The following is a 26,666-nucleotide window of genomic DNA, read 5'->3' as shown; positions in this document are numbered from 1 at the left end:
TCCTGAATCGCTAGATGATTGGGACGAGCGGTTTCCGGCTCAGGCCGGAACCGCGGGGTCAAATCACTGCATTTTGGGAGGGTGCCCCAGAGGCGGAATGGCCAGCGAAGCAAACAGCAAGCCGAAATGGAGCTCGACATCGGCGGCACGCGCCACCACTTCGGTACCACCGTTCGGTGCGGGCAAGGCCGCAGTGGCGAAAAGGCAATGCTGCTGGCAAAGAACCTGTTGCGCGTCGCTGTCAGGACCGTCAGTCGTCTGCATGGGCATCAAATGGCCAGCCATCGCCATTATCTGTGCATGGTCGACCTGAGATTGCCCGCGCCCTTCGCCCAAAGCCATCACGGGCAAGATCGCCGCCAAAAGGTAGGCGGCAAAGATCAGGACACGCATGCCAAAGGTCGTAAATGTCATGGTTGGAATACTATCAGGATGGGCCGTTGCCGTCACCTGACAGTTTGGTGTCCCTGCCCGACATCGGGCTGTCTCGCGTGCGGTAACAATGCCGAGTTTTCTGATTTCTTGAAACGCTATCGCAAAGTTTACTGGAAACCGCGTCCGGCGAGCAGGACCATTCAGGAAAATGCGGGACAATGATTTGATGAAAAAGCTCCTCCTCGCCCTCACAGCATTGATTAGTCTGGCCGCCTGCGGGGCCGAACCTATCTGGGCGCCGGATGATGTCGTCGCGACCGCGCGCTATGCGCATCCCGGGCCGACCTCGGTTACTCTCTACACGGTACTCTCGACCCGAAGCGGTGCGGGTGCGCATGCGGGACTCCTGATTAACGGATCAGAGCGTGTTCTGTTCGATCCGGCTGGATCCTGGCGGCATCCCAGACTTCCCGAACGCAATGATGTCCATTTCGGGATCACCCCGAAGATGGTGGATTTCTACATCGACTACCACGCCCGTGAGACCTTCGACGTCGTGGAACAGACAGTCGAGGTTTCCCCTGAAATAGCCGCGATGATCATGCAGCGGGCCATGGCTTACGGTGCCGTACCAAAGGCCAACTGCACCATTGCCTTGTCGCGCGTGCTGGAAGGCGTTCCAGGCTTCGAGAGCCTCCCTATGACCTGGTTCCCGAAACGGATGATGGAGGGCTTTGCTGAGCTTCCAGGCGTGACGACCCGAAAAATCACAGATGACGATGCCGATCAAAATCATGGGGTTCTGCTGGTCCAGGCCAGCGATGCGCAGCTGGAGTAGTTTTTTGGTGATTGCTCCGGCAGAAACCACGACTTCACTCGCCACAGCAATTGTTCGGCGGTATCGTCGGCGACAACTTTCGACATGAGGTACATTTGATGAACATGACGCGTCGCACCATTCTGACTGCAGGTCCAGTTTTCCTGGCCATCGCCGCCACACCGATGCTGGCGGAAACGGATGCGCGCATCCATGTGGTCAAGGACCCCGGCTGTCCATGCTGCAATGCCTGGATCGGACACCTTCGCGAGAATGGTTTCAATGTAAGCTTTGAGGAGCGCAGCATCGAAGAACTCGCGGCGTATAAGCGCGAGCGCGGCATTCCGGAAGAACTGTCCTCCTGCCACACGGCGACGATCGATGACTATACCATCGACGGGCACGTCCCCGCCGCAGACATCCGCCGCCTTCTGGACGAACGTCCAGAAGTGGTCGGACTTACCGTTCCGGGTATGCCGTTCGGTTCACCCGGAATGGGACCGGAGACGGAGCGCGAGGCATACGAGGTTCTTCTCGTCGGACTCGATGGCAGCAGCCAGGTCTTCACCAGCTATCCGAGCGCCTGACTTCGCTTCAGGATGAAAGGGCGTCACAAGAAGCAGTGGCACGAAGCGCTTGTCTCCAGGTGCCACAGCAGTATCAAGGCAAACCCAACTCGGTTGACCGCCATACTTCTTCCAGCGCGGCCTGCAGGTTGACGCCGTCCAATGGTCTGATCGCGGCATCAAGACATCGCGCGGCGTGATAGGCCGTGGCCGCCATTGCACTGGGCGCCGTGCCATGGACGAGCCGGTAACGCGCCGCGAAACTGTCCATCTGACTCTCGCCTTCCCATCCCGCTGGAAGGACATCCTGCACCAAGACGATGCCTTCCGATTGATACGCGCGCGCGGTTGCGCTGGCTGCTGGCTCGGGGCCAAGGACCACCACCACATCGGGGGGCTCGCTAGGTGTTCCTAACAGGTCCTCGACCAACCCTGCTGCTTCGCGCGGAAGCGGCAGAACATGCACATCAACCCCGCCCAAATGCCCGTCAGACGTCTCATTCGCGTGCCCATCCCGCTCGTCCGCCGCCAGCAGGAAACCGCGGACGGCTTCGGCGAGGCCTACTTCAAGGTCTTCGCCGACGACCAGAAGTGCGGCCGTGAACGAATGCGCCGATGCAATCCCTGACATCCCCATCCACAGTGCGGCCACCAGGACGGGACTGGGAGTGGGCAAAACTTGGGGGTCATGCGGCTGCTCTTTGGTAGGCTCCGGTTAGCCGACCGTCGAGAACGGCGGCGCGGACAACAGCCACGCGGTGGGCTCCATTGGGCGACCATCTCATGCGGCGGCGCTTGCCCATGCGGGTGTTCCCGATGTCGTCCACGCAGCCCTCTGCCCGGGATGAAGAAATCGGAAAACCCGTGCGGTACCGCCGACCATAGTCGGTCAGGCTGTCCATGTTGTTCGCAAGGTAGGAATAGAGGTCCCGGCACCGGGCTTGCACGCGTCGGGCTGCTTCAGCCGCCATGCGATCATCTGTATTCAGCCGCGTGCAATCGACGATCAACCATTGCAGACTGGTCGTGGCCGTTAGAACTTTCCCATGCCAAAGGTACCATCGCAGTGTTTCGGCCGGACGTTTGAACAACACTGGAATGCCGGAGAAACCCCTGCTCTGCAGCAGGCCTTTTACGGCGTTCTCGACGTGCTGAATACGCATCGAGATATGCCACCAGTCGAGGATGTGGCGGACCTTTCCATCGACGGCATTGCGGACGAGGTTTGGCAGGGCTGGTTCCCCGTCCGAAATTACCGTGACGGTTTGTTCGTGATCCCAACCGAGAGCCCTCAAGTGCTGGCGAAGCTGACTGGCAGGTGACAGGACCGCCTGTTGCACCAAGCCGAAGCGACGGCACCTATCGTGGCCTTCAATTTTACCGACCACAACATCGAGGTGTCGCTTCTGATATTCCGGCCTGCATCGGATATGCGCACCGTCCAGGAAAACCGTCAGCGCAGGCGCCTCTTCGGCGGCTGAAGGAACCAGCGGCTCATTCTGCTCGCTGTCGCAGATTTCCCGGGCAACTTTGCCCAGTCGATTGCGCACCGATGTGTTCACCTGCTTCGCGCAAGGCAGAAAGGTTTCCAGAATACGCACCGCTTCCCGAAAGGAATGACGCGCTCCAAGTTCGGCTTGAAGGCGTCGCAGTTCCGGGGTCGATCGATCCGGGAAAAAGTGAGCGAGAGGCGAAAGCGGTCCGCCCAAGACAACATCGGATTTTGCATTGCAGGCGCAACGCCGAATGCGCGGCGCTTTGACCTCGAACCTGCCGAAGAGTGTGTCGAGCACCCGCGACCGATAATCATGTATAGCCCGGACCCCGTCGCAGTCCGGGCAGATCCGGCTGGCTTCGGAAATTTCCTCGATCTGGTCGTGCAGGATCGCACTTTGCAATTGCCCCAGGATCGTCTTCGCATCTTCGAGCAACAACCCGAACCCCTCAGGCTGCGTGCGTCGAAACGGGCGGGACAAACGGCCGAGACGATGCCTCTTTGTGGTTCCGTTCTCAAAGGTCGTCTCGACAATAATCCGCACTTCCATGGCAGTTCCCTTCTCAATGAACCACCAACATACACAGACACCCCCAAGTTTTGCCCACTCCCCTTTGATTTTGTTGACTTTCGCATACCGCATTTAAGGGCTACGCGACACTCGGGTTCATGCGCCGTTGGCGGACCGGTTCGTCAAGCACGGCTCCAAAAGCTTCATCTGAGCCAGAACCGTTGGCCAAAGAAGATCCCAAGATGCAGGAATTTCATGACCAGATCCGCGCCGCGCCGAGTTCCAACCGGGAATTTCATGCCTCTGACCTTTGTCGCCTCATCGGGCAGGCTGCTTACGACGCACGCATCGTAGACGTCATCCGGCAGTTGGGTTGTCCGAGGTTCACGGCGACGCTTGCAGTTCATGGCCGTGCTGTTTTGGCCGGAGAAATTCGGAGGTGATACCTCTCCCAATTGAAACCGCGAACCGAAGTCGCAGTACGGCTTTTTGTTTTTGCAGAGCAAACAAATTTCGATCCTCTGAAACGCGTTCTTTCTTGTTTGCTAACGGCAAGCTACCCAAAAGGCGAAGTTGCAGCATTTGGACCGCAACAAAATCATGAGAAACGCCCAAGTCCGATTTGTCAGTTACCGCCACACAAGCTATGGCGTTCTTGGAGATGGCGTCCCTCCGATGTGCAGTTGCGCGCGCGTTTCAGTGGGATTAAGCCAGTTGTTGTCTGGTGCCCTTCGTCTTGGCGAGGGGATAATCGGGAACGCGGTGCAACTCCGCGACGTGCCCAACGCTGTAAAGTGGACGGGACCACAAATGCCACTGGCCGAAAGGTTCGGGAAGGCGTGGTTCCGGATGAAGCCAAGTCAGAAGACCGGCCAGACGAAACCGGGGCGGGCGATGGCCGGCGCAGGTCCCGTTTCTGTGCAGGGGAAGACTATGACCGCCGAACCGTTCTTGACTGATGCCGGGCCGTTTGCCGAGGCCGAGCGCGCTGCCGTATATCGCGCGATTCACACCCGCCGCGACGTACGCAGTCAGTTTACCGACCGCCCAATTAACGACGCCACACTGTTGCGCCTGCTGACAGCAGCGCATCATGCGCCCTCCGTCGGGCTGTCGCAGCCTTGGAATTTCATCGTGATCCGGTCAGAGGCAGTAAAGCTTCGGGCGCAGACGGCATTTGCCAAGGCCAATGCCGAGGCACAGGCGATGTTTCCCGAAGACCGCCGTGCGCTTTATTCGTCGCTCAAACTGGAGGGCATACTGACCGCACCCATAAGCCTGTGTGTCACATGCGATCACAGCCGGGGTGGCCCAGTGGTGTTGGGGCGCACGCATCAACCGCAGATGGATGTCTATTCCACTGTATGCGCTGTGCAGAACCTGATGCTGGCGGCAAGGGCCGAAGGGATTGGCGTCGGTTGGGTCAGCATCTTTGACCCCGCCGACATGCAGCAACTGTTGGATCTGCCCAATCATGTCAGCGCGGTGGCGTGGCTGTGCCTTGGCCATGTCGATGCGCTTTATTCCGAGCCCGAGTTGCAAGCGAAAGGCTGGGCCCAGCGGGTTCCACTGGCCGATCTTGTTTTTGCCGAACGCTGGGGGCGGCGTGCCTAGACCGATTTCGGTGCCCTGCCATTTCGGCGAATGGATGCAGGGGCGGCTGGGGCCAGCTGGCCCAGTGGCGCTGATCACGCTGACGCCTGCCGGTCCGCGGGTGATTGCGCGCTGGCGTGCGGGTGTCGGGCTGGCGTGTCAGTCGGTGACGCATGGCCCAATGGATCCGGCGTTGCTGGCGCGGTTTGCGCGGGCGCTTGGTGGATTGCCACCGGGGCGGACCCTACTGCGGGTGCCTTATCCGCCTGGCCTGGGCACTGGCATGTCCACCGCTGGTCTGCTGGGGGTCGCGGCCTTTGCTGGGCGGGCGCTTGCGCCGCTGTCTCTGGCGCGGGCTTGTGTGGCCGCCGAAGGAGCCAGCGATCCGCTGATGTTCGCCCAACCTTCGCGGCTCTTGTGGGCCTCGCGTCAGGGGCGGGTTCTGGCGCGATTGTCGCCGCAGCCGCGCGCGCACCTGCTGGCCGGGTTTTGGGGTCCAGCACGGCCGACGCAAGCGGGCGATCTGGCATATGCCGACGTATCGGACCTTCTGGAGCGTTGGCAGGCCGAGGCCCCGCTGGCCACCCGTGCCGCTCTTGCCAGCGAGAGTGCGGCGCGCTGCGTTGCCCTTCGCGGCCCGTCGGAGGACCCGACCGAACGGCTTGCACACGATCTGGGGGCGCTTGGGTGGATGATGTCGCATTCGGGTGCGGCGCGGGCGCTGATCTTTGCCCCGGGCGCTCTGCCGCGCCATGGTATGGCGGCATTGCGTGAGGCTGGGTTGCGAGGTGTTCATCATCTGGCCACCTTGGGCGAATGACAAGGAGCACATCTATGCGCGATCACGGCGGAAATCTGGATCAGGCGATGGCCGTTTTCGGCACGGGCGACTGGATTGACCTGTGCACGGGTATCAACCGCCGCCCTTGGCCATTGCCCCTGCTTGACCCGGACTGTTGGCGCAGCCTGCCGACTCGGGCAAGTCAGGCGGGTTTGGTGGCGCAGGCGGCGCGCGCATGGGGAGCATCAGATCAAGCGGCCGGAATAGCGCTTGCGGGCGCGCAGGCGGCTATTCAACTAATGCCCTTGTTGCGGCCCGCCGGGCGTGCGGCAGTGCTGGGGCCGACCTATAACGAACACGCGGCGTGTCTGTCACAGGCAGGCTGGGATGTTGCCAATGTCAGCACGCCAGAAGCCCTGCACAGTGCCAGCCTTGCCGTGGTGGTGAACCCCAATAAACCCGACGGGCGCCGCCATACCCCGCACGATTTGCTTACCCTGTCCCGAAAGGTTGGGTTTCTGGTGGTGGACGAAAGCTTTGGTGACATCTCCCCCGGGCTTTCGCTTTTGCCGCGGGCAGGGCAGGATAACCTGCTAATCCTGAGGTCTTTTGGTAAGTTTTACGGGCTGGCAGGCTTGCGGCTTGGCTTCGCCTTTGGGGCCGATAGCGACATTGCGGCGCTGGCGCGGATGGCTGGGCCTTGGGCCGTCTCTGGCCCGGCAATCGAGATCGGACGGCAGGCGATCTCCGATACGGGCTGGGCGGATGCAATGCGCGCGCAGTTGGCACTAGACGCTGGCCGCGCCGATGATCTGGCCCGGGTGGCGGGTTGGAAGATAGCGGGGGCACAACGCTGTTCCGTCTTTATGAGACGCCCGACGCAGAAGCCGCGCAGCACCGGCTGGCGCGCCACAGGATCTGGAGCCGGATCTTCCCCTGGTCGGGCTGCCTGCTTCGGCTGGGCCTGCCGGGACCTGAGCCGGAGTGGGACCGCCTTTCGCAGGACCTGCGGCCCTAACGTGCCAACGCCAGCAGGCCCGGCACGTCCAAATGGGTTTCCAGATGGTCGGCTAGCAGGTCAAGCGTCGCCTCGACCTCGGCGCTGTGGCTGCGACCGGCGGCGTCGATCCCCAGACCCGCAAGAAACGCCGCGCGAAAGCCATCCGACTGGAACATGCCGTGCAGATAGGTGCCACTGATGCGCCCTTGGACATGGATCGCGCCCTCGGGGCGGCCGTCGATCCGGGCAAAGGGCGGGCGCGATCAGGGCCGCTGGTGCGCCCGATATGGATCTCATACCCCTCTATGGGCTGGCCGCTGGCCAAATGGCAGCCGCGCACCCGCGACAAACGCTTGTCGGGGGTCATCAGGGTATGCACGTCAAGCAGGCCAAGGCCGGGCGTTTCTCCGGCAGGGCCCTCGATGCCGTCGGGGTCGGCAATTGACTGGCCAAGCATCTGATAGCCGCCGCAGATGCCCAGCACATGCCCGCCGCGCCGGATATGGGCGGCCACATCCACATCCCAGCCCTGCGCCCGCAGAAACGCCAGATCACCGCGCGTCGATTTCGACCCGGGCAGGATCACGAGCCGTGCGTCTCCGGGAATGGCCTGCCCGGGTTGCACCATCACCAGATTGACCCCCGGTTCTGCCTTGAGCGGATCAAGGTCGTCGAAATTGGCGATACGGGAAAAGCAGAGCGCGGCGATGGTCACGGCGTCATTGCCGCCAAGACCGCGCGGGCTTGACCCGATGTCCTGTGCATCTTCGGCGGGCAGGAGATGGGCCTTGGAAAACCACGGCACCACGCCAAAGCCGCGCCAGCCGGTGCGCGCCTGAATGAAGGCATAGCCGTCGTCGAACAATCGCGGATCACCGCGAAACTTGTTGATGACAAACCCCGCAACCATTCCCGCATCGCCCGCGTCGATCACCGCCTGCGTGCCCACGATCTGCGCGATCACCCCGCCTCGGTCAATGTCGCCGACCAGAACCACCGGCACATCGGCGGCGCGGGCAAAGCCCATGTTGGCAATGTCGCCCGCGCGCAGGTTCACCTCTGCCGGGCTGCCCGCGCCTTCGACGATCATCAGATCATGCGCCCCGCGCAAGCGATGGAAGCTGTCCAGCACCGCCCCCATCAACTGCGGTTTCAGCGCCGCATAATCGCGCGCCCGCGCGGTCGTCAGCCGCTTGCCCTGCACGATCACCTGCGCGCCCACCTCGGACTCGGGCTTGAGAAGCACCGGGTTCATGTCGGTCACCGGCTCCAGCCCGCAGGCTATCGCCTGCAATGCCTGCGCGCGGCCGATCTCGCCGCCATCGGCGGTGACGGCGGCATTGTTCGACATGTTCTGCGGCTTGAACGGCGCGACCGACAGCCCGCGCCGCACCGCCGCGCGACACAGTCCTGCCACCAGCATCGACTTGCCGACGTTCGACCCGCAGCCCTGGATCATCAGCGCGGGCATCGCGTCAGAACTCCACCCCCGGCTGGGCTTTTATGCCCGACCGGAACGGATGCTTGATCAGCGTCATCTCGGTTACCAGATCGGCGGCCTCGATCAATGCGTCCTTGGCGTTTCGCCCGGTCAGGCAGACATGGGTCAGCGGCGGCTTTTCCGCGCGCAAGAAGGCCAGCACCTCGTCAAGATCAAGGTAATCATAGCGCAGGGCGATGTTGATCTCGTCCAGCAGCACAAAGCGGATATCGGGGTTGCGGATCAGCTCCTTGGCCTTTTCCCAACCGGCGCGGGCGGCGGCGATGTCGCGGGCCTTGTCCTGGGTTTCCCAGGTAAAGCCTTCGCCCATCGCGTGAAACTGGCACAGGGCGCTGAAATGACCCTCGATCAGGCGCCGCTCGCCGGTGTCCCAGGCGCCCTTGATGAACTGCACCACGGCGCAGGGCATCCCATGTGCGATGCAGCGCAAGACCATGCCGAACCCGGACGAGGATTTGCCCTTGCCCGCCCCGGTATGCACGATCAAAAGCCCGCGTTCGCCTGCTTTTCCAGCCATGATCTTGTCGCGGGCGGCCTTTTTCTTGGCCATCTTGCTTGCGTGGCGGGCCAGATCGTCGGCCTGACCGGGCCCCGGGCCTTCGGTGGAGGTGTCGTTTGTGGCGGACATCGAGACGTTTCCTTGTTCTTGACAGCGCAATCCTTGTGGCAGACTACGGCATGAAGGAGTTGGTGCCTGTCTTAGGACAGGTGAAAAGGGAATGCGACAGGATTTGCGGCACGCCTTGCCGCAACCCCAAGCGCAGCCGCCCCCGCGACCGTGACCGGAAAGGTCTGCCCCACGTCACTGGCCGCAAGGTTCGGGAAGACGGGCAGCCCGCCGGGGCAGGCCTTGCGCCCGCCTTGAGATCCGCAAGCCGGGAGACCTGCCAGCTCCAGAACTGAAACGCGCGGACGGGGTGTTCCGCGACCTTCGGAGTTTGGGCGCATCACGCCCATGCCGCAGGCTGCCCCGTGCGACACTTACGGGAGAGGCCATGACGACTGTCTTGCATGTCTGCACCACCTGCCGCGCTGGTCAGCCGCTGCCCGACGGGCAAACCGCCCCCGGTCAAACCCTGTTTGACACGGTCGCGCAGTCGGGCCTGCCCGACGGCGTGACCCTGCGCGCGGTGGAATGTCTGTCGGCCTGCGATCATGGTTGTGCGATCGCGCTCAGCAAAGCAGGCGGCTGGTCTTATGTCTATGGCCGGATGACCACCGATGACGTGCCCGAAATCCTGCGCGGGGCCGGGCTGTTTGCCGGCTCTGCCGATGGTATCGTGCCCTGGCGCGACCGCCCCACCATCTTTCGCAAGCAAACGCTTGCCCGCATTCCCCCGCTGGAGACCTGATCCATGACCGACCTGACCAAAATCCCCGTCACCGTCATCACCGGCTTTCTGGGGGCAGGCAAGACCACGCTGATCCGCCACCTGATGCAAAACCCGCAAGGCAAGCGTCTGGCGATCCTGGTCAACGAGTTCGGCACGGTGGGGGTGGATGGCGACATCCTGAAATCCTGCGCCGATGAAAACTGCCCGGTGGAAAACATCGTCGAGCTGGCCAATGGCTGTATCTGCTGCACCGTGGCCGATGATTTCATCCCCACGATCGAGGCGCTGATGGCAATGCCGGTGCGCCCTGATCACATCCTCATCGAAACCTCGGGCCTTGCACTGCCGAAACCGCTTCTCAAGGCGTTCGACTGGCCCGCGATCCGGTCAAGGATCACCGTTGACGGCGTGATTGGCCTGGCCGATGCCGAGGCGGTGGCAGCCGGGCGCTTCGCCCCCGATGTGGCGGCGGTGGATGCGCAACGTGCTGCGGATGACAGCATCGACCACGAAACCCCCCTGTCCGAGGTGTTCGAGGATCAGATCCTGTGCGCCGACTTGATCCTGCTGACCAAGGCCGATCTGGCAGGCGAGGTGGGGCTGACCGCCGCCCGCGGCGTGATCGAGGCCGAGATGTCGCGCAAGGTGGCGATCCTGCCTGTGACGGATGGCCGGATCGACCCGCGCCTCATCCTGGGCCTTAACGCCGCTGCCGAGGATGACATCGCCGCGCGCCCCAGCCATCACGACGGCGAGGATGACCACGAGCACGAGGATTTCGACAGCGTGGTGATCGATCTGCCCGAAATCACCGACCCCGACGATTTGGCCCTGCGCATCCAGCGTCTGGCGCGCAATCAGCACATCCTGCGCGTCAAGGGCCATGTCGCTGTGACGGGCAAGCCGATGCGTCTGCTGGTCCAGGCGGTCGGAGAGCGGGTGCGCCACCAATATGACCGACCGTGGGGTGATGGGCCGCGCCAGTCGCGGCTGGTGGTGATCGCGGAACATCACCACATCGACCCTGCCGCGATCCGCGCCGCGCTGGAGGCATAAGGACCCGCGATGCACGTCGTCTTTCGCGACAGTCGGGGGTTGGACACGGCCGAGGCGCCGTTTGATCCGGGGCAGGACCCTGCCGATCTGGTGGTCCTGTCGTTTTCCGACAGCGACCTTGGCGCGTTTGCGGCCGGCTGGCAGCGGGCTGGCGGCGGTCTTCCGTCCCTGCGGCTTCAAAATATTGTTGCGCTGAAACATCCCGTCTCGGTCGATACCTATGTCGAGCGGACGCTGTCGAGGGCAAAGGCAATCTTGATCCGCCTGATCGGCGGCGAAGCCTATTGGCCTTACGGCATTGCGTCGGTGCAGGACATGGCACGCAGGCGGGGGATCGCGCTGGCGGTGCTGCCTGCGGACGGGCGGGTGGACCCGGCGCTGGATACAGCCTCGACCCTGCCGGTCTCCACCTTGCGGCGGTTGCAGGATTTGTGTGACGCGGGCGGCGCGGTGGCAGCGCAGGCGGCGCTGGCGCAACTGGCGCTGGCAGCGGGGCTGTATGCCGGGCCGGTGCCGGGCGATAAACGGATGCCCGACATGGGGATCTATGACCCCGATCAGGGCGTGATCGCGGACCTGCCGCCGGGGCGGGTCGTGCTGGTGAGTTTCTATCGCAGTTATCTTACGGCGGCCGATACCGGCCCCATCGACGCGCTGATCCTTGGCCTGCGTGCGCAGGGCGTGTCTGCGGTGGGCGTCTTTGCGCCGTCGCTCAAGGCGCCGGGTTTTGCCGATTGGCTGCGCCCCGTGCTGGCGCAGGCATGTCCGCCTGCGATCATCAACGCAACCGCCTTTTCGGCGCGCGGCGATGATGGGTCCACACCGTTTGACGTGGCGGGGTGCCCGGTGTTTCAGGTAGCGCTGTCCACCGCGCGCCGCCGCGACTGGGCCGGGTCGGATCGTGGCCTGTCACCGGCAGACCTTGCGATGCATGTCGTGCTGCCCGAGGTGGACGGGCGGCTGTTCGCGGGCCTTGTGTCCTTCAAGACTGCGGCCAAACGCGATCCCGACCTGCAATTTTCGCGCTTTGCCCATCGGGCGGACCGGGACCGGGTGGCTGCCGTGGTGGCGCGGGTCATGGGCTGGCTGCGGCTGGCGCAAACGCCGGTTGACCAGCGCCGTCTGGCAGTGATCCTGTCCACCTATCCCGGTCGCCCGCATCAGATGGCGCATGCGGTGGGGTTGGATGCGCTGGCCTCGACCGAAGGCCTGCTGGCCGATCTGGGCGCGGCGGGCTATGGCGCGCGGCCATGCGCGCTGGCCCCAGCCTTGCAAAACGACACGCTGGCATGGCCGCTGAAGGACTATCTGGCCGCGCTGACCAGTCTGCCTGATCCTTTGCGCGACGCGCTGTACGGCGCGTGGAGCGCGCCCGAGGATGACCCTGCCTGCCGCGATGGCGCGTTCCATTTTGCCGCGACGAGGGCTGGGGACGTACTGGTGGCGCTGCAACCCGAACGCGGCGAGGTCGCCCTGCGCGACGGCGAATACCATGATCTGTCGCGCGTGCCCCGGCATGGCTATGTGGCGTTCTATCTGTGGCTGCGCGCGCAGGGGTTGCACGCTATCCTGCACATGGGTGCGCATGGCACGCTGGAATGGCTGCCGGGCAAATCGGTGGCGCTTTCCGCCGCCTGCTGGCCCGAGGCGCTGGTGGGCGATCTGCCGGTGATCTATCCGTTTATCGTTAACGATCCGGGCGAGGCCGCACAGGCCAAGCGGCGCATCGGCGCGCTGACCCTTGGCCACATGCCGCCGCCCTTGCGCGCCGCCGTGGTGCCCGAAGGGATGCACCGTCTGGAACGGCTATTGGACGAATATTCCACCGCCGACGGGTTGGACCCTGGTCGCCGCAACCGGCTGATCTCCGAGATCCGCAGCGAAGCGCAGGCATCTGGCGTCGAGACCGATCTGGGCATTCCAGAGGGCGCCAGCCCTGCCGAGGCGATCACCCGCATCGACCGCTTTGTCTGCGACATCAAGGAAAGCCAATATGGCGACGGGTTGCACGTGCTGGGGCGCGGCGCTTGCGGTGCGGCAGAACGCGACGGGCTGATGCGGGCTCTGGCGGGGCTTCGGGTCGCGCCGGGCCCATCAGGGTCGCCCGCGCGGGGGCGGTCTGATGTGTTGCCAACCGGGCGCAACCTGTTCGCGGTCGATCCGCGCGCCGTGCCCAGTCGGGCCGCGCAAACGCAGGGCGTCAAGCTGGCCGAGGAACTGTTGCGCCGGCATTTGCAGGATCACGGCGACTGGCCGCGCGGGCTGGTGGTCGATCTGTGGGGCAGCGCCACCATGCGCACCGCCGGCGAGGAATTCGCCATGGCGCTGCATCTGGCCGGGCTGGCCCCGGTCTGGGACGCAGGGTCGGCGCGTGTGTCGGGTGTCGAGGTCGTGCCGCTGGCCTTGCTGCGCCGCCCGCGCATAGATGTGACGCTGCGGGTGTCGGGCCTGTTCCGGGATGTGTTTCCCGGGCTGGCGACGCTGTTTGAAACCGGGGCCAAAATGCTGGCCGACCGCGACGAGGCCCCCGAGGACAACCCCTACCGCGATGCCGCCGCACGGGTCTATGGCCCAAAACCGGGCATGTATGGGCTGGGCATGGGCACTGCCATGGACGCATTCACCGACGAAGCGCGTGCCGCAGCGGGCGAGGCGTGGATCGCGGCCTCCAGTTGGGCGATCGGCGCGGACGGGCAATCGCACAGTGACCGTGCCGGGCTGGAGGCCCGCTTGCGCAGCGCAGACAGCTTTGTGCATGCTCAGGATCTGCCCGAAAGCGATCTGTTGCTGGCGGCCGATTACGCGGCGCATGAGGCGGGGTTTGCTGCCGCGCTTGCCCGACTGGGGGCGGCGCAACCCGCCCTTTATCATCTTGATGCCACGCAACCCGACCGCCCCCGTGCCCGCAGCTTGTCCGAAGAAATCGCTCGCGTGGTGCGCGCCCGCGCGGCGGATCCGGCTTGGGCCCACGGGATGATGCGCCACGGCTATCGCGGTGCCGCCGAGATTGCCGCGACCGCCGATCACTTGGCGGCCTTTGCCCATCTGGCGGGCGTGGTGCCGCCGCATCTGTTCGACCTGTATCACGAGGCGACGCTGGGCCGCAACGATCTGGTGGCCTTTATGGCGCAGCACAATCCGCAAGCCCTTGAAGCCCTGCGCGATCTGTTTCGCCGCCTGGCCGAAGCCGGGCTCTGGGTGACGCGGCGCAATTCCATCGCGGCCATGCTTCAGGTGCAGGCATGAACGAGTTTCAGGTCCAGGGCTGGTGCCCGGGTGCGTTGCGCCCCATGGAGTCCGGCGACGGGCTGGTGGTGCGGGTGCGCCCTCCCTTGGGCCGGCTGTCCCAGGATCAGGCACGCGGGCTGGCGGCTGCGGCGCGCGCGTATGGCAATGGGCTGATCGACCTGTCGGCGCGCGGCAATGTGCAGGTGCGCGGCGTGACTGCGGCGTCGCATTCCGCATTGATCGTCGGCTTGCGTGGGATGGACCTGATCGACGCCTCGCCCGAGGCCGAACAGCGGCGCAACATTCTGGTCACGCCCTTTGCCGATGTGGAAACCCTGCGGTTGGCGTCCGCCTTGGCCGGAGCTTTGGGTCAGATGCCCCCCTTGCCGGGAAAGTTCGGTTTTGTCGTCGATAGCGGCCCGGTGCCGATGATGGGCGACATCTCGGGCGACATCCGGCTGGAACGTGCGGCGGATGGGCGATTGCTTATTCGCTGCGACGGTGCTGCGCTGGGGGCGCCGGTGGACGACGGTGCGGCGGCCGCTGTCGATTTGGCGCGATGGTTCGTGGCGGCAGGCGGGGTCAGCGATGGCCGGGGCCGGATGGCGGATCTGATCGGGCGCGGCGTGCGGCCCACGGACGCGCTGACCGGCACGGTTGCCCCCGCCCCAAAGGCTGTACTGCCGCAGCCGGGGTTGGTGGCGCAGGGTGCGCTGGTGGGTGTGGCCTTTGGCCAGATGCAGGCCGAAGCCCTTGCGGGACTGGCCGATCTTGGCCCTCTGCGGATGACGCCCTGGCGGATGCTGCTGATCGAGGGGGTGTCTGTCATGCCGGCGCTGCCCGGTCTGATCACCGACCCCGACGATCCGATCCGGCGGGTCGAGGCCTGCTCTGGCGCCCCCGCCTGCCTGCAAGGGCGGGCTGCGGTGCGTGATCTGGCGCGGCGCCTGGCCCCTCAGGTGCCAACTGGCCGCCTGCTGCATGTGTCGGGCTGTGGCAAAGGGTGCGCCCATCCTGGCCGCGCGGATGTTACCCTGGTTGCGACCGCCGTGGGGTTTGATCTGATCCTGAACGGCAGCCCGACCGACCGCGCCATGAAACGGGGCCTTGATGCGGATGCCATTGACCTGGGGGGACTGTTCTGATGCCGCATGTCTATGAAAAGGACGGCGCGAAAATCTATGTGCAATCCTTTGCCACCATCCGGGCCGAGGCCGATCTTGCCGCCTTCACTCCCGAGGAGGAGGTGGTCGTGGTCCGCATGATCCATGCGGCGGGCATGGTCGGGCTGGAGCGGCATGTGCGATTCTCGCCCGGCATGGCGATCGCTGCCCGCACCGCACTTGAAGCGGGCGCACCGATCCTGTGCGATGTCCGTATGGTCAGCGAGGGAATCACCCGCGCCCGCCTGCCTGCAGGCAATGCGGTGATCTGCACGCTGCAAGACCCAGCGGTGCCCGCGCTTGCCGCCCGCATGGGCAACACCCGCTCGGCGGCGGCGGTCGAGTTGTGGCGGCCGCACCTCGGGGGCGCCTTGGTTGCCATCGGCAACGCGCCGACCGCGTTGTTTCACCTGCTGAACATGCTGGAAGACCCCGATTGCCCAAGGCCGACAGCGATCATCGGGTGCCCGGTGGGCTTTATTGGTGCCGCGGAATCCAAGGCCGCCCTTATGGATGCCGCTCCGGTACCTGCAGTGGTCGTGGATGGGCGACTGGGCGGATCGGCGATTACGGTTGCCGCTGTCAATGCCTTGGCAAGTCGCAAGGAATGACCGGGAAATGACCATGGGCCGCATCATCTGTGCCGGGCTTGGCCCCGGCGACCCGGACCTCATCTCGGTCCGCTCTGACCGGGTGATCCGGTCCGCGCAGCACGTGGCCTATTTCCGCAAGGCCGGGCGACAGGGTCAGGCGCGGCGGATCGTGGACGGCATGCTGGCGCAGGGTGCCAGCGAATATCCGATGGAATACCCGGTCACTACCGAAATCCCGTTTGACAGCCCCGACTACAACCGCCTGCTGTCGGCCTTCTATGACGATTGGGCCGACCGGCTCCGCGGTTTGGCCATGGCCGGCCACGAGGTGGTGGTCCTGTGCGAAGGCGATCCGTTCTTTTACGGGTCCTTCATGCATCTTTATATCCGCCTGCGCGATGTTGTGCCAGTCGAGGTGATCCCCGGCATTCCCGGCATGGTGGGTTGTTGGAACGCGACGGGCGTGCCTATTACTTGGGGCGACGATGTCCTGACAGTGCTCATGGGCACGCTGCCCGAAGAAGATCTTCTGCGTTACATGCAGACGTCTGATGCGCTGGCGATTATGAAGACCGGGCGCAACCTTCCCCGGGTGCGGCGCGCCCTTCAGGCGGCGGGCCGGTTGCAGGACGCCTGGCTGATCGAACGCGGCACGATGCCGGGCCAGCGGATGGCACGGCTGGCCGATGTGGATGCCGCCGATTGCCCGTATTTCGCGATCGTGCTGGTGCATGGCCACGGCCGCCGCCCGGTCGCAGGGGGTGATGAATGATTGGCGGCTGGGTCGCCGTTGCCGGCCTTGGCCCGGGTGCCGAGGGCCTCGTCACGCCCGAGGTGACAGCGGCGCTGGATCAGGCAACCGATGTGGTGGGCTATATTCCTTATGTTGCGCGCATCGCGCCGCGTGCGGGGCTGACGCTGCATGCCTCTGACAACCGGGTAGAGCTTGACCGCGCCCAGCACGCGCTGGATCTGGCGGCGGCGGGCGCGCGTGTGGTGATCGTGTCATCGGGCGATCCGGGGGTGTTCGCGATGGCCTCGGCCCTGTTCGAGGCGCTGGAGGTGCGTCGCGACAGGCAGGATACCGACATCCGCATCCTGCCCGGCATCACGGCGATGCTCGCGGCGGCGGCGCGGGCGGGCGCGCCCCTCGGGCATGATTTTTGCGCCATCAACCTGAGCGACAATCTCAAACCCTTTGCCGAGGTGGAACGCCGCCTGCGCCACGCAGCACAAGGCGGCTTTGCGATGGCCTTTTACAACCCACGATCCGCCTCGCGCCCGCACCAGTTCGTTGAAGTCTTGCGCATCCTGCGCGAGGAATGCGAACCCGGTCGGCTCGTCCTGTTTGCCCGTGCGGTCAGCACGCCGGACGAAACACTGACCTGTGTCACGCTCGCCGAAGCCGAGGCCGAGATGGCCGATATGCGCACGGTGGTGATCGTCGGCAATCAGGCGACCCGTCGCGTCGGGCGCTGGGTCTATACACCCCGCTCGGTGTCTGCATGACCCAGCCAGGCCATCACATCGCTGACCGTGGCCACCACCTTGCGCGCCGGCAAGACGGGCCGGTCGATCAGGATGACCGGCAGGCCACGCGCCCGCGCGGCCGTCAGCTTTGCCTCGGCCCCCGTGCCACCGGCGTTCTTTGCCACGATATGGGTGATGGCGTGATCGCGCAGCAGGGCGGCATCGCTGGCCATGTCGAACGGGCCGCGCGCGATCACCACGCTGGCCCGTGGCAAGGGCAGGGGCCCGGTCGGCGGATCGACCAGCCGCAGCAGGTAATGGTGCTGCGGTTTGGCGGCAAAGGGGGCAAGGGTCTGCTTGCCGATGGCCAGAAACACCCGGGCGGGCGCGTCGGGCAGGGTGGTCACGGCTGCATCCACATCAAGCACGGTGCGCCAGTCATCGCCCGGCCCGGGCTGCCAGGCGGCACGCTCCAGCCCCACAAGGGCGATGCCCGTCTGTGCGCAGGCCGTGATCGCATTCCGGCTCATCTGCGCCGCAAAGGGGTGGGTGGCGTCGATCACATGGCTGATGCGGTGGTCGCGCAGCCAGGCCACCAGCCCCGGCACCCCGCCAAACCCGCCGACGCGTGTGGCCAAGGGCTGCGGCGCGGGGCTGTCCGTGCGCCCGGCATAGGAAAACACCGCGTCCAGCCCGGCCCGCGCCAGCGCCTGCGCCATCAGGCTGGCTTCGGTCGTGCCGCCCAGCAGCAGGATGCGCGTCATGTTTGAACCTTGGCTTGCGATCATCGGTCTGGGCGAGGATGGACCGGCGGGCCTGTCCGAGGCAAGCCGTGCCGCGCTGGCGCAGGCAGCGGTGGTGTTCGGCGCGCCCAGGCATCTGGCGCTGGCGGGTGTGGGGGCGCGGGGGCAAGCGTGGCCGGTGCCGTTCGACCTTGACCCGCTCTTGGCTCGCCGCGGGCAAAGGGTGGCGATGCTGGTGTCGGGCGATCCGTTCTGGTTCGGAGCAGGCGGGTCGGTCGTGGCGCATCTTTCGCCCGGCGAATGGGTGGCGCATCCGGTGGCGGGCACGTTTTCGCTGCTGGCAGCGCGGCTGGGCTGGCGGCTGGAGGACGTGATCTGTCTGGGTCTGCATGCCGCCCCGTATGCCCGTTTGTGGCCAGTGCTGGCCCGGGGCGTGCGGGTGATCTGCACCCTGCGCGACGGGGCGGCGGTGGCCGAGCTGTCGGGCTGGCTGACCGCCCATGGCTTTGGCGCGGCGCGGGTCACGGTGGCCGAGGCGCTGGGTGGGCCGGTTGAGCGCCTCCGCAGCGGCTGCGGCTGGCCAGACATCGCGGCCCCCGTGGCGGTGGCGATCGACGGCGCCGATCTGCCGCCCGGCGCGGGCCTGCCGCGTGCAAGCGGCCTTCCTGACGATCTGTTCCAGCATGACGGCCAGATCACCAAGGCCCCGGTGCGGGCAATCACGCTGTCGGCGCTTGGCCCCCGCCCGGCCGAGCTGTTGTGGGATATCGGGGCCGGGTCGGGGTCTGTGTCGGTGGAATGGTGCCTTGCGGGCGGGCGGGCGGTCTGCCTTGAGGCGCGGGCGGACCGCGCCGCCACCATCACCGCCAACGCCGACCGCTTTGGCGTGGCGCATCGGATGGATTTGCGGCACGGCGCGGCGCTGCCGATGCTGGGGGGCTTGCCGCCGCCCGATGCGGTCTTTGTCGGCGGCGGCGGCGATGCGGCGCTATACGACGCGCTATGGGCGGTGCTGCCGCCGGGCACCCGGATCGTGGCCAATGGCGTGACACTCGAGGCCGAAGCCCGGCTGGCCGATCTGCACGCCCGCCATGGCGGCACCCTGTTGCGGATCGATCTGGCCGAGGCGGGCACGCTTGGCCGGTTCCGCGACTGGCAGGCCGCGCGGCCCGTGGTGCAATGGCGGGGGATCAGATGAGGGTGGCCGGAATCGGATACCGCGACGGCGCGCCACCCGAGGCGCTGCACGAGGTGCTGGCGCTGGCCGAGGCTGCCGGGGGCCGCGTCGATGCACTGGCTACGCTGGCAGAAAAGGTCGCGGGCGTGCAGGCCCTGGCCGATGCGCGCGGCCTGCCGCTACTGGCCGTGGCGGTGGCAGGCGTGCAAACCCCTACGCAATCGCCGCGCATCCTTGCGATGCACGGCACCGGGTCGGTGGCCGAAGCCGCCGCCCTTGTGGCGGCAGGGCCGAACGCGCGGCTGAGCGTGGCGCGGATCACGGCGCGCGGCGGCATGGCGACCTGCGCCATCGCCGAAACCAGAGGACACATCACATGACCGTCCATTTTATCGGGGCAGGGCCCGGTGCGGCTGACCTGATCACCCTGCGCGGTCGCGACCTGATCGCTGGCAGCCCAGTGTGCCTCTACGCTGGATCGCTGGTGCCCGAGGCGTTGATGTCGCATTGCCCGCCCGGTGCGCGGATCGTGAACACCGCGCCGCTGTCGCTGGACGACATCATGGCCGAGATAAGCGCAGCCCATGCCGCGGGTCTGGATGTGGCGCGGCTGCATTCCGGCGATCTGTCGATCTGGTCGGCGATGGGCGAGCAATTGCGCCGCCTGCGCGCCCTTGGCATCCCGTTTGACGTGACGCCGGGCGTGCCGTCCTTTGCCGCGGCCGCCGCGGTGTTGCAGGCCGAGCTGACCCTGCCCGGATTGGCGCAATCGGTGGTGCTGACGCGCACGGCAGGCCGCGCCTCGGCAATGCCCGAGGCCGAAAGCCTTGAGAATTTCGCCCGCACCGGGGCGACGCTGGCCATCCACCTGTCGGTGCATATGCTGGCCGAAGTCGTGGCGCGGCTGCTGCCGTTCTATGGCGCGGATTGCCCGGTTGCGGTGGTGTTTCGTGCGTCCTGGCCGGATCAGCAGGTGGTGCGGGCGACGCTTGCCAGCCTTGATCCCATGATAGGGGTCGGAGAGCGGACCGCGTTGATCGTGGTCGGGCGCGCCCTTGGGGCGGAGGGGTTTGACGAAAGCCGGCTATACGCAGGCGACTACGACCGCCGCTATCGCCCCGTAGGCACCGACCCGAGGTTTCCCGAATGACACCGCCCCGTGTTCAGCGCCCGGCGGGTCTTCTGATTTCGGCCGCCGCGTCGGGCAGCGGCAAGACAACCGTGACGCTGGGGCTGATCGCGGCCTTGCGCGCCCAAGGGGTGGCGGTGCAGCCGTTCAAATGCGGGCCGGATTACATCGACCCCGCGTTTCACAGCGCGGCGGCGGGGCGGGCGTCGGTCAACCTTGACAGCTGGGCGATGACGCCCGACCGGATCGGGGCGCTGGCGCAGGTAGCCATGGGTGCCGATCTGGTGATTGCCGAAGGGGCGATGGGACTGTTTGACGGCGTGGCCCGGCCCGGAGAGACCGGCACCGGGGCCAGCGCCGACATTGCCGCCGTGCTGGGCTGGCCGGTGATCGCGGTGATCGACTGCTCGGGTCAGGCGCAGACGGCGGCAGCGGTGGCGCTGGGTCTGGCGCGGTATCGCGCTGATGTGCCGGTTGCGGGGGTGATCCTGAACCGGATCGCCTCGCCCCGGCATGAGGCGCTGGTGCGGGCAGGCTTTGCCAGCGCGGGTATCCCGGTGCTGGGCGCGCTGCCGCGCAAGGCCGGTGTGGCGCTGCCCGAGCGGCATCTGGGTCTGGTGCAGGCCGAGGAATTGCCGCGCCTGACCGGGATCCTGGCCGAGATGGGGGCCTTTGTCGCGGCGCATTGCGACCTAAGTGCCATTCGCGCGCAGGCCGGGGGGCAGTTGCGCGCGGCGTCGGCCCCCTGCGTGCCCCCGCCCGGAGACCGGGTCGCCCTTGCGCGGGATGCGGCGTTTTCCTTTGTCTATCCGCATCTTCTGGCCGATTGGCGGGCGGGTGGGGCGACGATCCTGCCGTTTTCGCCTTTGCAAGACGAAGGCCCCGACCCGACCGCAACGGTCTGCTGGCTGCCGGGGGGGTATCCGGAATTGCACGCGGGCCGGCTGGCGGCGGCGGCTGGGTTCCGCGCGGGCCTGACAGAGTTTGCCCGCACCCGCCCGGTGCATGGCGAGTGTGGCGGCTATATGGCGCTGGGGGCAGGGCTGGTGGCCGCTGATGGCACGCGGCACCAGATGGCGGGCCTATTGGGGCTGGAGACCAGCTTTGCCAAGCGGCGGATGCATCTGGGCTATCGCCTGGCCAGGCCGAGGCTGGCCTTGCCGGGCTTTGCCGTCGGTATGGCCCTGCGCGGGCACGAGTTCCACTATGCCACGATCCTGTCGCAGCCCGACGCCGCCTTGGCCGATGTGGTTGATGCAACGGGGGCAGCGGTTGCCGAAACCGGGTCGTTTCGGGCCACCGAGGGCGCCACTGTCAGCGGCACCTTCTTTCACCTTATCGCCCCCGCCAGCCCGGAGACCGCAGCATGACCGGCCATGTGTATTTCGTATCTTCGGGGCCGGGCGATCCGGATCTGCTGACGATCCGGGCCGCGCGCTGCCTCGCCGAGGCGGATGTGGTGCTGTTTGACGATCTTTCGTCGGGGCCGATCTTGGCCCTGTGCCGGCCGGGGGCCGATCTGGTGGCGGTGGGCAAGCGGGCGGGCCGGCCATCACCCAAGCAAGACCACGTCAGCCGCCTGCTGGTCGATCATGCGCAAACCGGCGCGCGCGTGGTGCGGCTGAAATCAGGGGATGGCGGCATTTTCGGACGGCTGGAGGAAGAAATCCTCGCGCTGCAAGAGGCGGGCATCTGCTATGAGATCATCCCCGGCGTCACCACAGCCTGTGCGGCGGCGGCGGCGGCGGGGATCCCCCTGACGCGGCGCCTGACTGCGCGGCGGGTGCAGTTCATCACCGGGGCCGATACCACCGGCAACCTGCCCGACGATCTGAACTGGGCCGCCCTTGCCGACCCCCTGGCCACCACGGTCGTCTTCATGGGCAAGCGCACCTTTCCCCGGCTGGCCGAGGCGCTTGTTGCCCATGGCCTGCCGCCCGACACCCCTGCCTTGCTGGCCGAGGCGGTGGGTCATCCCGACCAGAGCCTGCACCGTAGCACGATTGCCGCCCTTGCCACCAGCCTGGCGGGCGGTCGCAGCGACAAGCCTGCGCTGATCCTCTACGGCCCCCTGGCCGACCCGGCGGAGGGCTGAGTGCAGCGCATTCCGGCTTCGGCCATGATCCATCTGTCGCTGATCGGGATCGGCACTGGCAACCCCGATCACGTCACCCGGCAAGGGATGGCTGCGATGAATGCCGCCGACCTGATCCTTGTGCCGCTCAAGGGCGAGGACAAGGCCGATCTGGCTGGTCTGCGCCTGCAGATCTGCCGCGCCTGCGTGACCAACCCCGCCACCCGGATCGAGACCTTTGACCTGCCGGTGCGTGATCCGGCAACGCCTGACTATGTCACACGCGTCAATGACTGGCACGATGCCATCGCCGCCCGTTGGGAGGCAGCGATCCGCGCGCATCTGGAATTGGGCGGCGGGCCGCGCGTGGCACTGCTGGTCTGGGGCGATCCGTCGCTGTATGACAGCACGCTGCGCATCGCCGGGCGGGTCGGCCTGCGGCTGCCGCTGACGCTGGAGGTGATCCCCGGCATCACCGCGATCCAGATGTTGTGCGCGGCCCATGCCATCCCGCTGAACGATCTGGCCGCACCCGTCACCATCACCACGGGCCGGGCGCTGCGGATGGACGGCTGGCCCGACGGGGCAACCACCATCGTCGTCATGCTGGATGCGGGCGGCGCGTTCCGGGTGCTGGATCCGGCCGAGCTGACCATCTGGTGGGGGGCCTATGTCGGCATGGCCGAGCAGATTCTGCGGGCAGGACCGCTGGCGCAGGTGCAAGACGACATTCTGGCCACCCGCGCGACAGCCCGCGCCGCGCATGGCTGGATCATGGACATCTACCTGATCCGCAAGACCTAAGGCCTGCGCGCCATCATCCAGATGAAGAACACCCCGCCCACAAGGCCGGTGACCACGCCGATCGGCATGTCTTCGGGGGCGACAGCCACCCGGGCCAACGCGTCGGCCCAGATCAGGAACACCGCCCCCGCCAGCGCCGAGGCCGGCAGCACTCGCGCGTTGTCACCGCCCACCACCAGCCGCACCAGATGCGGCATCATCAGGCCAACAAATCCGATCAACCCGGAAAACGCCACCATGACGCCGGTGATCAGGGCGGCGGCGACAAAGACGGCAAGGCGAAAGCGGCCAACCTCGATGCCAAGGCTTGCTGCTGTCTCGTCGCCAAGGCTCATGGCATTCAGCCGCCCGGCTTGTGCCCAAAGCCAAAAGCCACAGGGCAGCAGCACGGCCATCGGCCAGATCAGATGGGACCATTGCGCCAGCCCGAGCCCGCCCAGCATCCAGAACACAACCGTATGGGTCGCCCGCGGATCGCCCAGAAAGATCAGGATATTGGCCCCCGCCATGATGACAAAGCTGACGGCTACCCCGGCCAGCACCAGCCGGTCGGCACTGCTGGCCCCGGCCAATTGCGCAACCCCAAGCACCAGAACAGTCGCCACCAGCGCACCGCCAAAGGCCATCAGCGGCACGGTCAGCAGCCCAAGGAACAGCCCGGTGTGCAACAGCGCCGCAATCGCGCCAAAGGCTCCGCCCGACGAGATACCCAGCAGATGCGGGTCGGCCAGCGGATTGCGCGTGACCGATTGCAACGCCGCCCCCACCAGCCCAAGCCCCGCCCCGACGAGCCCAGCCAGCACCACGCGGGGAAATCGGATTTCCCAGACGATGTTGGCACGGCCCGCGCTCCAGCCCGGGGTCACGATGCCCGGCAAAATGCGGTCAAGCGCAACGCCCCAGACCGTAGCCAATGGAATTGCCACCGCCCCCACCGACACCGCCACCATGACGGAAACCAGCAGCACCGCCGCCGCCGCAAGGGCGATGCCGGTGCAGGTCCCGATCTTGCGGGCCAGGGACGGAAGGGCAGTGGCGTCAGCCATGGTCTATTGCCCTCAGAAGCCAGCGACCAGCTTTTCCACCGCCTTGATGTTGCGGGGGCCGGGGGTCGCCTCAACATATTCCAGCACGACGAAACGGTCGTTCTTGACCGCGTCGATATTGGCGAAGGCTGGGTTCTCCTTCATGAAGGCGATCTTCTGTTCGGCCGTCACATCACCGTAGTTGACGATCACGATCACCTCGGGGTTGCGTTCCACCACGGGCTCCCAAGCGATCTCGGCCCAGCTTTTTTCCAGATCATTCATGATGTTGATGCCACCCGCGGCCTCGATCAGCGCGGTCGGCATGGCATAGGCGCCGGCGGTAAAGGGCGCTTCTTCGCCGCTGTCATAGACGAACACGCGCAAGGGCGCGCTACGCTCCACACCCGCCGTCACTTTGGCCAGACGGGCCTGCCAACCTGCGACCAGCGCCTGCGCGCGCTCTTCGACCCCGAAGATGCGGCCAAGGTTCAGGATGTCGGCATACATGTCATCCATGCTGGACTTGGCCTTGGGGCCGATATGGATGCAGCTTTCGGTCAGCTCGTAGGTCTGGATGCCCAAGGGTTCCAGCGTCTCGGGCGTGACCTCGCCGCCGACCTTCATGCCATAGTTCCAACCCGCGAAGAAGAAGTCAGGCTCGGCCCCCGCCAGCACTTCCTTGGTTGGGTATTTGGCCGACAGTTCCGGCAGTTCGGCAACCCCTGCGCGCATGTCTTCGTCCAGCGTCTTCCAGCCGGAGATGCCAGTATAGCCAATCATCGTGTCGCGCAGCCCCAGTACCAGCATCATTTCGGTCAGGTTCACATCGTTCGAGATGGCGCGGGTCGGGGCGGCGTCGAACGTTACCTCGCGGTCGCAGCTTTTCACGGTGACGGGATAAGCATAGGCAGTCGTTGCGGATAGCAGGAGTGCAAGAAGCGAGAGACGAATCATGTTGGGTCCTTTGGGTCAGAGTTGGAACGAGAAACGCGGGCTTGGCCCGGTTCGGTCAATGCGCGCCTTGACGTGGAACGCATCGGCAAGGGTGGCTTCCGACAGCGCTTGATCGGGCGGTCCGTCGGCGAGGACGCGGCCATCGCGCAGGATCAGCACGCGTTCAGAGAATTCGGCTGCAAGGGTCAGGTCATGCAGCGTAGCGATAACGGTCAGTCCCAGCCCCTTGAGCAGGGCCAGAAGTTCCAACTGATGGCGGATGTCCAAATGGTTGGTCGGTTCATCCAGCACAATCACGCGCGGTTGCTGCGCCAGCGCACGTGCCACCATCACCCGCTGACGCTCGCCCCCCGACAGGGTGCCAAAGGCGCGGTCGGCCATACCGTACAGGTCCATCCGCAGAATGGCGCCCTCGATGATCGCGGCATCTTCGAACCCGGCGGTGGAAAGGGCCGCGCCCCACCCCCTGCGATGCGGCAAACGACCCAGTGCCACGATCTGCCGGGCGGTCAGGGCGAAATCCGTGGGCTGTTCCTGCAGCACGGCGGCAAGGTTGCGCGCGGCCTCGGGGGCGCCCATCGCCCAGATATCGCGGCCGATCAAACGCACGGTGCCTTTCCGCGGGGACTGATGGCGGTAAATGAGGCGGAGCAGCGAAGACTTGCCCGCACCATTGGCCCCGCAGATCGCCATGATCTGCCCGTGCGGCACGGCAAAGCTGATGTCGGACAGGATGTCAGGCCGCCCCTTGGGCCCCCATGAGACACCTGTCAATTCCACGGCGGGCTTTTGGGCCGTCACTGGATCGCCCCTTCGCGGGTGACAATCAGGGCCGCCGGTATTCTCGCCAGCGTGTTGTCACAAAGGCGCGGGGGGCAATCGCGACCGCTCATCCAGCCGTCATCGACAGCCGCATAGAGTCGCGAGAATTCCACAAGATCATCAATCGGCTGGGCCGGATCAATGTCGCCAAACAGCCAGGTCGCCTTGGCATTGGCCCGCCAGCCGACCACACAAGCCCCGCCATGGTCCGGCACGCAGCCTGCAAGGCAGGCGGTCCCGGACACTTCGAATTCATCGCCAAGACCTGCCGCCGCAATGGCCGCGCGCAGCCTTTTCAGCAGGGCAAAGCCCGGCGCGCAACTGCTGCCCCTGTGCTTGCAGGCCTTGCAGACCAAAATCTGATGCGGCGCGGATTGCACCACGGAATAGGCAGGCGTACCCGCAGGCCGCCGCGGTCTATCGTCCATCGAAGACTCCTTCCGGGGCACCCC

At 65.9% G+C, this 26,666-nt stretch carries 26 protein-coding genes, 3 pseudogenes and 2 riboswitches; of the genes and pseudogenes, 19 read left to right on the top strand and 10 right to left on the bottom strand.

What is annotated here, in order from left to right; all coding sequences use genetic code 11:
• Positions 1 to 63: 63 nt before the first annotated feature.
• A complete protein-coding gene (locus HYN69_RS20150) occupies positions 64 to 450 on the bottom strand; it encodes a hypothetical protein (RefSeq protein WP_159082585.1) in 387 nt (128 codons plus the stop codon).
• 151 nt (positions 451 to 601) lie between these two features.
• On the opposite strand from HYN69_RS20150, the gene HYN69_RS20145 reads away from it, so the two are divergent.
• The gene (locus tag HYN69_RS20145) at positions 602 to 1,213 is read left to right on the top strand and encodes a hypothetical protein (protein ID WP_108437665.1); all 612 of its coding nucleotides are present in this window, start codon (positions 602 to 604) and stop codon (positions 1,211 to 1,213) included.
• A gap of 50 nt (positions 1,214 to 1,263) precedes the next feature.
• Positions 1,264 to 1,779, top strand: a complete 516-nt coding sequence (locus HYN69_RS20140; RefSeq protein WP_230426603.1) for a DUF411 domain-containing protein — start codon at positions 1,264 to 1,266, stop codon at positions 1,777 to 1,779.
• Between the two features lie 73 nt (positions 1,780 to 1,852).
• Here HYN69_RS20140 and HYN69_RS20135 read toward each other — a convergent pair whose 3' ends face one another.
• Together HYN69_RS20135 and HYN69_RS20130 are read right to left on the bottom strand one after the other, a co-directional pair.
• Positions 1,853 to 2,410 carry a hypothetical protein gene (locus HYN69_RS20135; protein WP_108437547.1) on the bottom strand — a complete coding sequence of 186 codons (558 nt, stop codon included), beginning with the start codon at positions 2,408 to 2,410 and terminating at the stop codon, positions 1,853 to 1,855.
• A gap of 34 nt (positions 2,411 to 2,444) precedes the next feature.
• Complete coding sequence (locus tag HYN69_RS20130; RefSeq protein WP_108437546.1) at positions 2,445 to 3,803, bottom strand: ISKra4 family transposase; 1,359 nt, start codon at positions 3,801 to 3,803, stop codon at positions 2,445 to 2,447.
• A 209-nt stretch (positions 3,804 to 4,012) separates the two neighbouring features.
• Between HYN69_RS20130 and HYN69_RS22015 the strand changes: the two are divergent.
• The 4 genes and pseudogenes from HYN69_RS22015 to HYN69_RS20110 form a co-directional block, all read left to right on the top strand.
• Positions 4,013 to 4,207 (top strand): annotated as a pseudogene (locus tag HYN69_RS22015) (hypothetical protein); the annotation flags it as partial.
• Between the two features lie 262 nt (positions 4,208 to 4,469).
• A riboswitch (cobalamin riboswitch) is annotated at positions 4,470 to 4,655 on the top strand.
• A 42-nt stretch (positions 4,656 to 4,697) separates the two neighbouring features.
• The gene (bluB, locus tag HYN69_RS20120) at positions 4,698 to 5,378 is read left to right on the top strand and encodes a 5,6-dimethylbenzimidazole synthase (RefSeq protein ID WP_108437542.1); all 681 of its coding nucleotides are present in this window, start codon (positions 4,698 to 4,700) and stop codon (positions 5,376 to 5,378) included.
• Positions 5,371 to 6,177, top strand: coding sequence for a propanediol utilization protein (locus HYN69_RS20115; protein WP_159082584.1), 807 nt, complete (start codon positions 5,371 to 5,373; stop codon positions 6,175 to 6,177). The genes bluB and HYN69_RS20115 overlap by 8 nt, the downstream gene beginning before the upstream one ends.
• A gap of 14 nt (positions 6,178 to 6,191) precedes the next feature.
• Positions 6,192 to 7,156 (top strand): annotated as a pseudogene (locus HYN69_RS20110) (threonine-phosphate decarboxylase).
• On the opposite strand, the pseudogene HYN69_RS20105 reads toward HYN69_RS20110, so the two are convergent.
• A pseudogene (locus tag HYN69_RS20105) lies at positions 7,153 to 8,609 on the bottom strand (cobyric acid synthase). The pseudogenes HYN69_RS20110 and HYN69_RS20105 overlap by 4 nt on opposite strands.
• A gap of 4 nt (positions 8,610 to 8,613) precedes the next feature.
• A complete protein-coding gene (gene cobO, locus HYN69_RS20100; protein WP_108437539.1) occupies positions 8,614 to 9,267 on the bottom strand; it encodes a cob(I)yrinic acid a,c-diamide adenosyltransferase in 654 nt (217 codons plus the stop codon).
• A 43-nt stretch (positions 9,268 to 9,310) separates the two neighbouring features.
• A riboswitch (cobalamin riboswitch) is annotated at positions 9,311 to 9,545 on the top strand.
• 89 nt (positions 9,546 to 9,634) lie between these two features.
• On the opposite strand from cobO, the gene HYN69_RS20095 reads away from it, so the two are divergent.
• From HYN69_RS20095 to cobJ, 7 genes are read left to right on the top strand one after another with little or no spacing between them, the layout of a single operon-like run.
• Positions 9,635 to 9,991, top strand: coding sequence for a DUF1636 family protein (locus tag HYN69_RS20095; RefSeq protein WP_108437538.1), 357 nt, complete (start codon positions 9,635 to 9,637; stop codon positions 9,989 to 9,991).
• A 3-nt stretch (positions 9,992 to 9,994) separates the two neighbouring features.
• Complete coding sequence (cobW, locus tag HYN69_RS20090) at positions 9,995 to 11,029, top strand: cobalamin biosynthesis protein CobW (protein WP_108437537.1); 1,035 nt, start codon at positions 9,995 to 9,997, stop codon at positions 11,027 to 11,029.
• A gap of 9 nt (positions 11,030 to 11,038) precedes the next feature.
• On the top strand, positions 11,039 to 14,275 hold the full coding sequence (gene cobN, locus HYN69_RS20085; protein WP_108437536.1) for a cobaltochelatase subunit CobN: 3,237 nt from the start codon (positions 11,039 to 11,041) through the stop codon (positions 14,273 to 14,275).
• Entirely contained in the window at positions 14,272 to 15,402 is a 1,131-nt protein-coding gene (cobG, locus tag HYN69_RS20080; protein WP_108437535.1) for a precorrin-3B synthase, read from the top strand. The genes cobN and cobG overlap by 4 nt, the downstream gene beginning before the upstream one ends.
• Positions 15,402 to 16,031 carry a precorrin-8X methylmutase gene (locus tag HYN69_RS20075; protein WP_108437534.1) on the top strand — a complete coding sequence of 210 codons (630 nt, stop codon included), beginning with the start codon at positions 15,402 to 15,404 and terminating at the stop codon, positions 16,029 to 16,031. The genes cobG and HYN69_RS20075 overlap by 1 nt, the downstream gene beginning before the upstream one ends.
• 13 nt (positions 16,032 to 16,044) lie before the next feature.
• A complete protein-coding gene (locus HYN69_RS20070) occupies positions 16,045 to 16,785 on the top strand; it encodes a precorrin-2 C(20)-methyltransferase (RefSeq protein WP_108437663.1) in 741 nt (246 codons plus the stop codon).
• The gene (gene cobJ, locus HYN69_RS20065; RefSeq protein ID WP_108437662.1) at positions 16,785 to 17,522 is read left to right on the top strand and encodes a precorrin-3B C(17)-methyltransferase; all 738 of its coding nucleotides are present in this window, start codon (positions 16,785 to 16,787) and stop codon (positions 17,520 to 17,522) included. Before HYN69_RS20070 ends, cobJ begins: the two co-directional genes overlap by 1 nt.
• Here the strand turns inward: cobJ and HYN69_RS20060 are convergent.
• Entirely contained in the window at positions 17,495 to 18,247 is a 753-nt protein-coding gene (locus HYN69_RS20060) for a cobalt-precorrin-6A reductase (RefSeq protein WP_108437533.1), read from the bottom strand. The genes cobJ and HYN69_RS20060 overlap by 28 nt on opposite strands.
• On the opposite strand from HYN69_RS20060, the gene cbiE reads away from it, so the two are divergent.
• From cbiE to cobF, 6 genes are read left to right on the top strand one after another with little or no spacing between them, the layout of a single operon-like run.
• Positions 18,246 to 19,424, top strand: a complete 1,179-nt coding sequence (cbiE, locus tag HYN69_RS20055) for a precorrin-6y C5,15-methyltransferase (decarboxylating) subunit CbiE (protein WP_108437659.1) — start codon at positions 18,246 to 18,248, stop codon at positions 19,422 to 19,424. The genes HYN69_RS20060 and cbiE overlap by 2 nt on opposite strands.
• On the top strand, positions 19,421 to 19,783 hold the full coding sequence (locus tag HYN69_RS20050) for a cobalamin biosynthesis protein (RefSeq protein WP_108437658.1): 363 nt from the start codon (positions 19,421 to 19,423) through the stop codon (positions 19,781 to 19,783). The genes cbiE and HYN69_RS20050 overlap by 4 nt, the downstream gene beginning before the upstream one ends.
• Positions 19,780 to 20,553 carry a precorrin-4 C(11)-methyltransferase gene (cobM, locus tag HYN69_RS20045; protein WP_108437657.1) on the top strand — a complete coding sequence of 258 codons (774 nt, stop codon included), beginning with the start codon at positions 19,780 to 19,782 and terminating at the stop codon, positions 20,551 to 20,553. The genes HYN69_RS20050 and cobM overlap by 4 nt, the downstream gene beginning before the upstream one ends.
• Positions 20,550 to 21,902 (top strand): cobyrinate a,c-diamide synthase, encoded by a 1,353-nt coding sequence (locus HYN69_RS20040; protein WP_108437656.1) that lies wholly within the window; start codon positions 20,550 to 20,552, stop codon positions 21,900 to 21,902. The genes cobM and HYN69_RS20040 overlap by 4 nt, the downstream gene beginning before the upstream one ends.
• Positions 21,899 to 22,627, top strand: a complete 729-nt coding sequence (gene cobA / locus HYN69_RS20035) for a uroporphyrinogen-III C-methyltransferase (protein ID WP_108437655.1) — start codon at positions 21,899 to 21,901, stop codon at positions 22,625 to 22,627. The genes HYN69_RS20040 and cobA overlap by 4 nt, the downstream gene beginning before the upstream one ends.
• A 24-nt stretch (positions 22,628 to 22,651) precedes the next feature.
• Positions 22,652 to 23,410, top strand: a complete 759-nt coding sequence (gene cobF / locus HYN69_RS20030; protein WP_108437654.1) for a precorrin-6A synthase (deacetylating) — start codon at positions 22,652 to 22,654, stop codon at positions 23,408 to 23,410.
• On the opposite strand, the gene HYN69_RS20025 is transcribed toward cobF, so the two are convergent.
• From HYN69_RS20025 to HYN69_RS20010, 4 genes are read right to left on the bottom strand one after another with little or no spacing between them, the layout of a single operon-like run.
• On the bottom strand, positions 23,407 to 24,456 hold the full coding sequence (locus HYN69_RS20025; RefSeq protein WP_108437653.1) for a FecCD family ABC transporter permease: 1,050 nt from the start codon (positions 24,454 to 24,456) through the stop codon (positions 23,407 to 23,409). The two genes, cobF and HYN69_RS20025, sit on opposite strands and share 4 nt — an antisense overlap.
• Positions 24,457 to 24,468: 12 nt before the next feature.
• Complete coding sequence (locus HYN69_RS20020) at positions 24,469 to 25,392, bottom strand: ABC transporter substrate-binding protein (RefSeq protein ID WP_108437652.1); 924 nt, start codon at positions 25,390 to 25,392, stop codon at positions 24,469 to 24,471.
• A 15-nt stretch (positions 25,393 to 25,407) separates the two neighbouring features.
• Positions 25,408 to 26,193, bottom strand: a complete 786-nt coding sequence (locus HYN69_RS20015) for an ABC transporter ATP-binding protein (RefSeq protein ID WP_108437651.1) — start codon at positions 26,191 to 26,193, stop codon at positions 25,408 to 25,410.
• Positions 26,190 to 26,642: a DUF1636 family protein gene (locus HYN69_RS20010; protein ID WP_108437650.1), complete on the bottom strand. Its 453-nt coding sequence runs from the start codon at positions 26,640 to 26,642 to the stop codon at positions 26,190 to 26,192. Before HYN69_RS20010 ends, HYN69_RS20015 begins: the two co-directional genes overlap by 4 nt.
• Between the last annotated feature and the right edge of the window lie 24 nt (positions 26,643 to 26,666).

This window comes from Gemmobacter aquarius (assembly GCF_003060865.1).
Lineage (GTDB): Bacteria > Pseudomonadota > Alphaproteobacteria > Rhodobacterales > Rhodobacteraceae > Paragemmobacter > Paragemmobacter aquarius.
The sequence above is the reverse complement of the archived record's forward strand: the minus strand, read 5'-3'. Positions and strand labels throughout refer to the sequence as shown.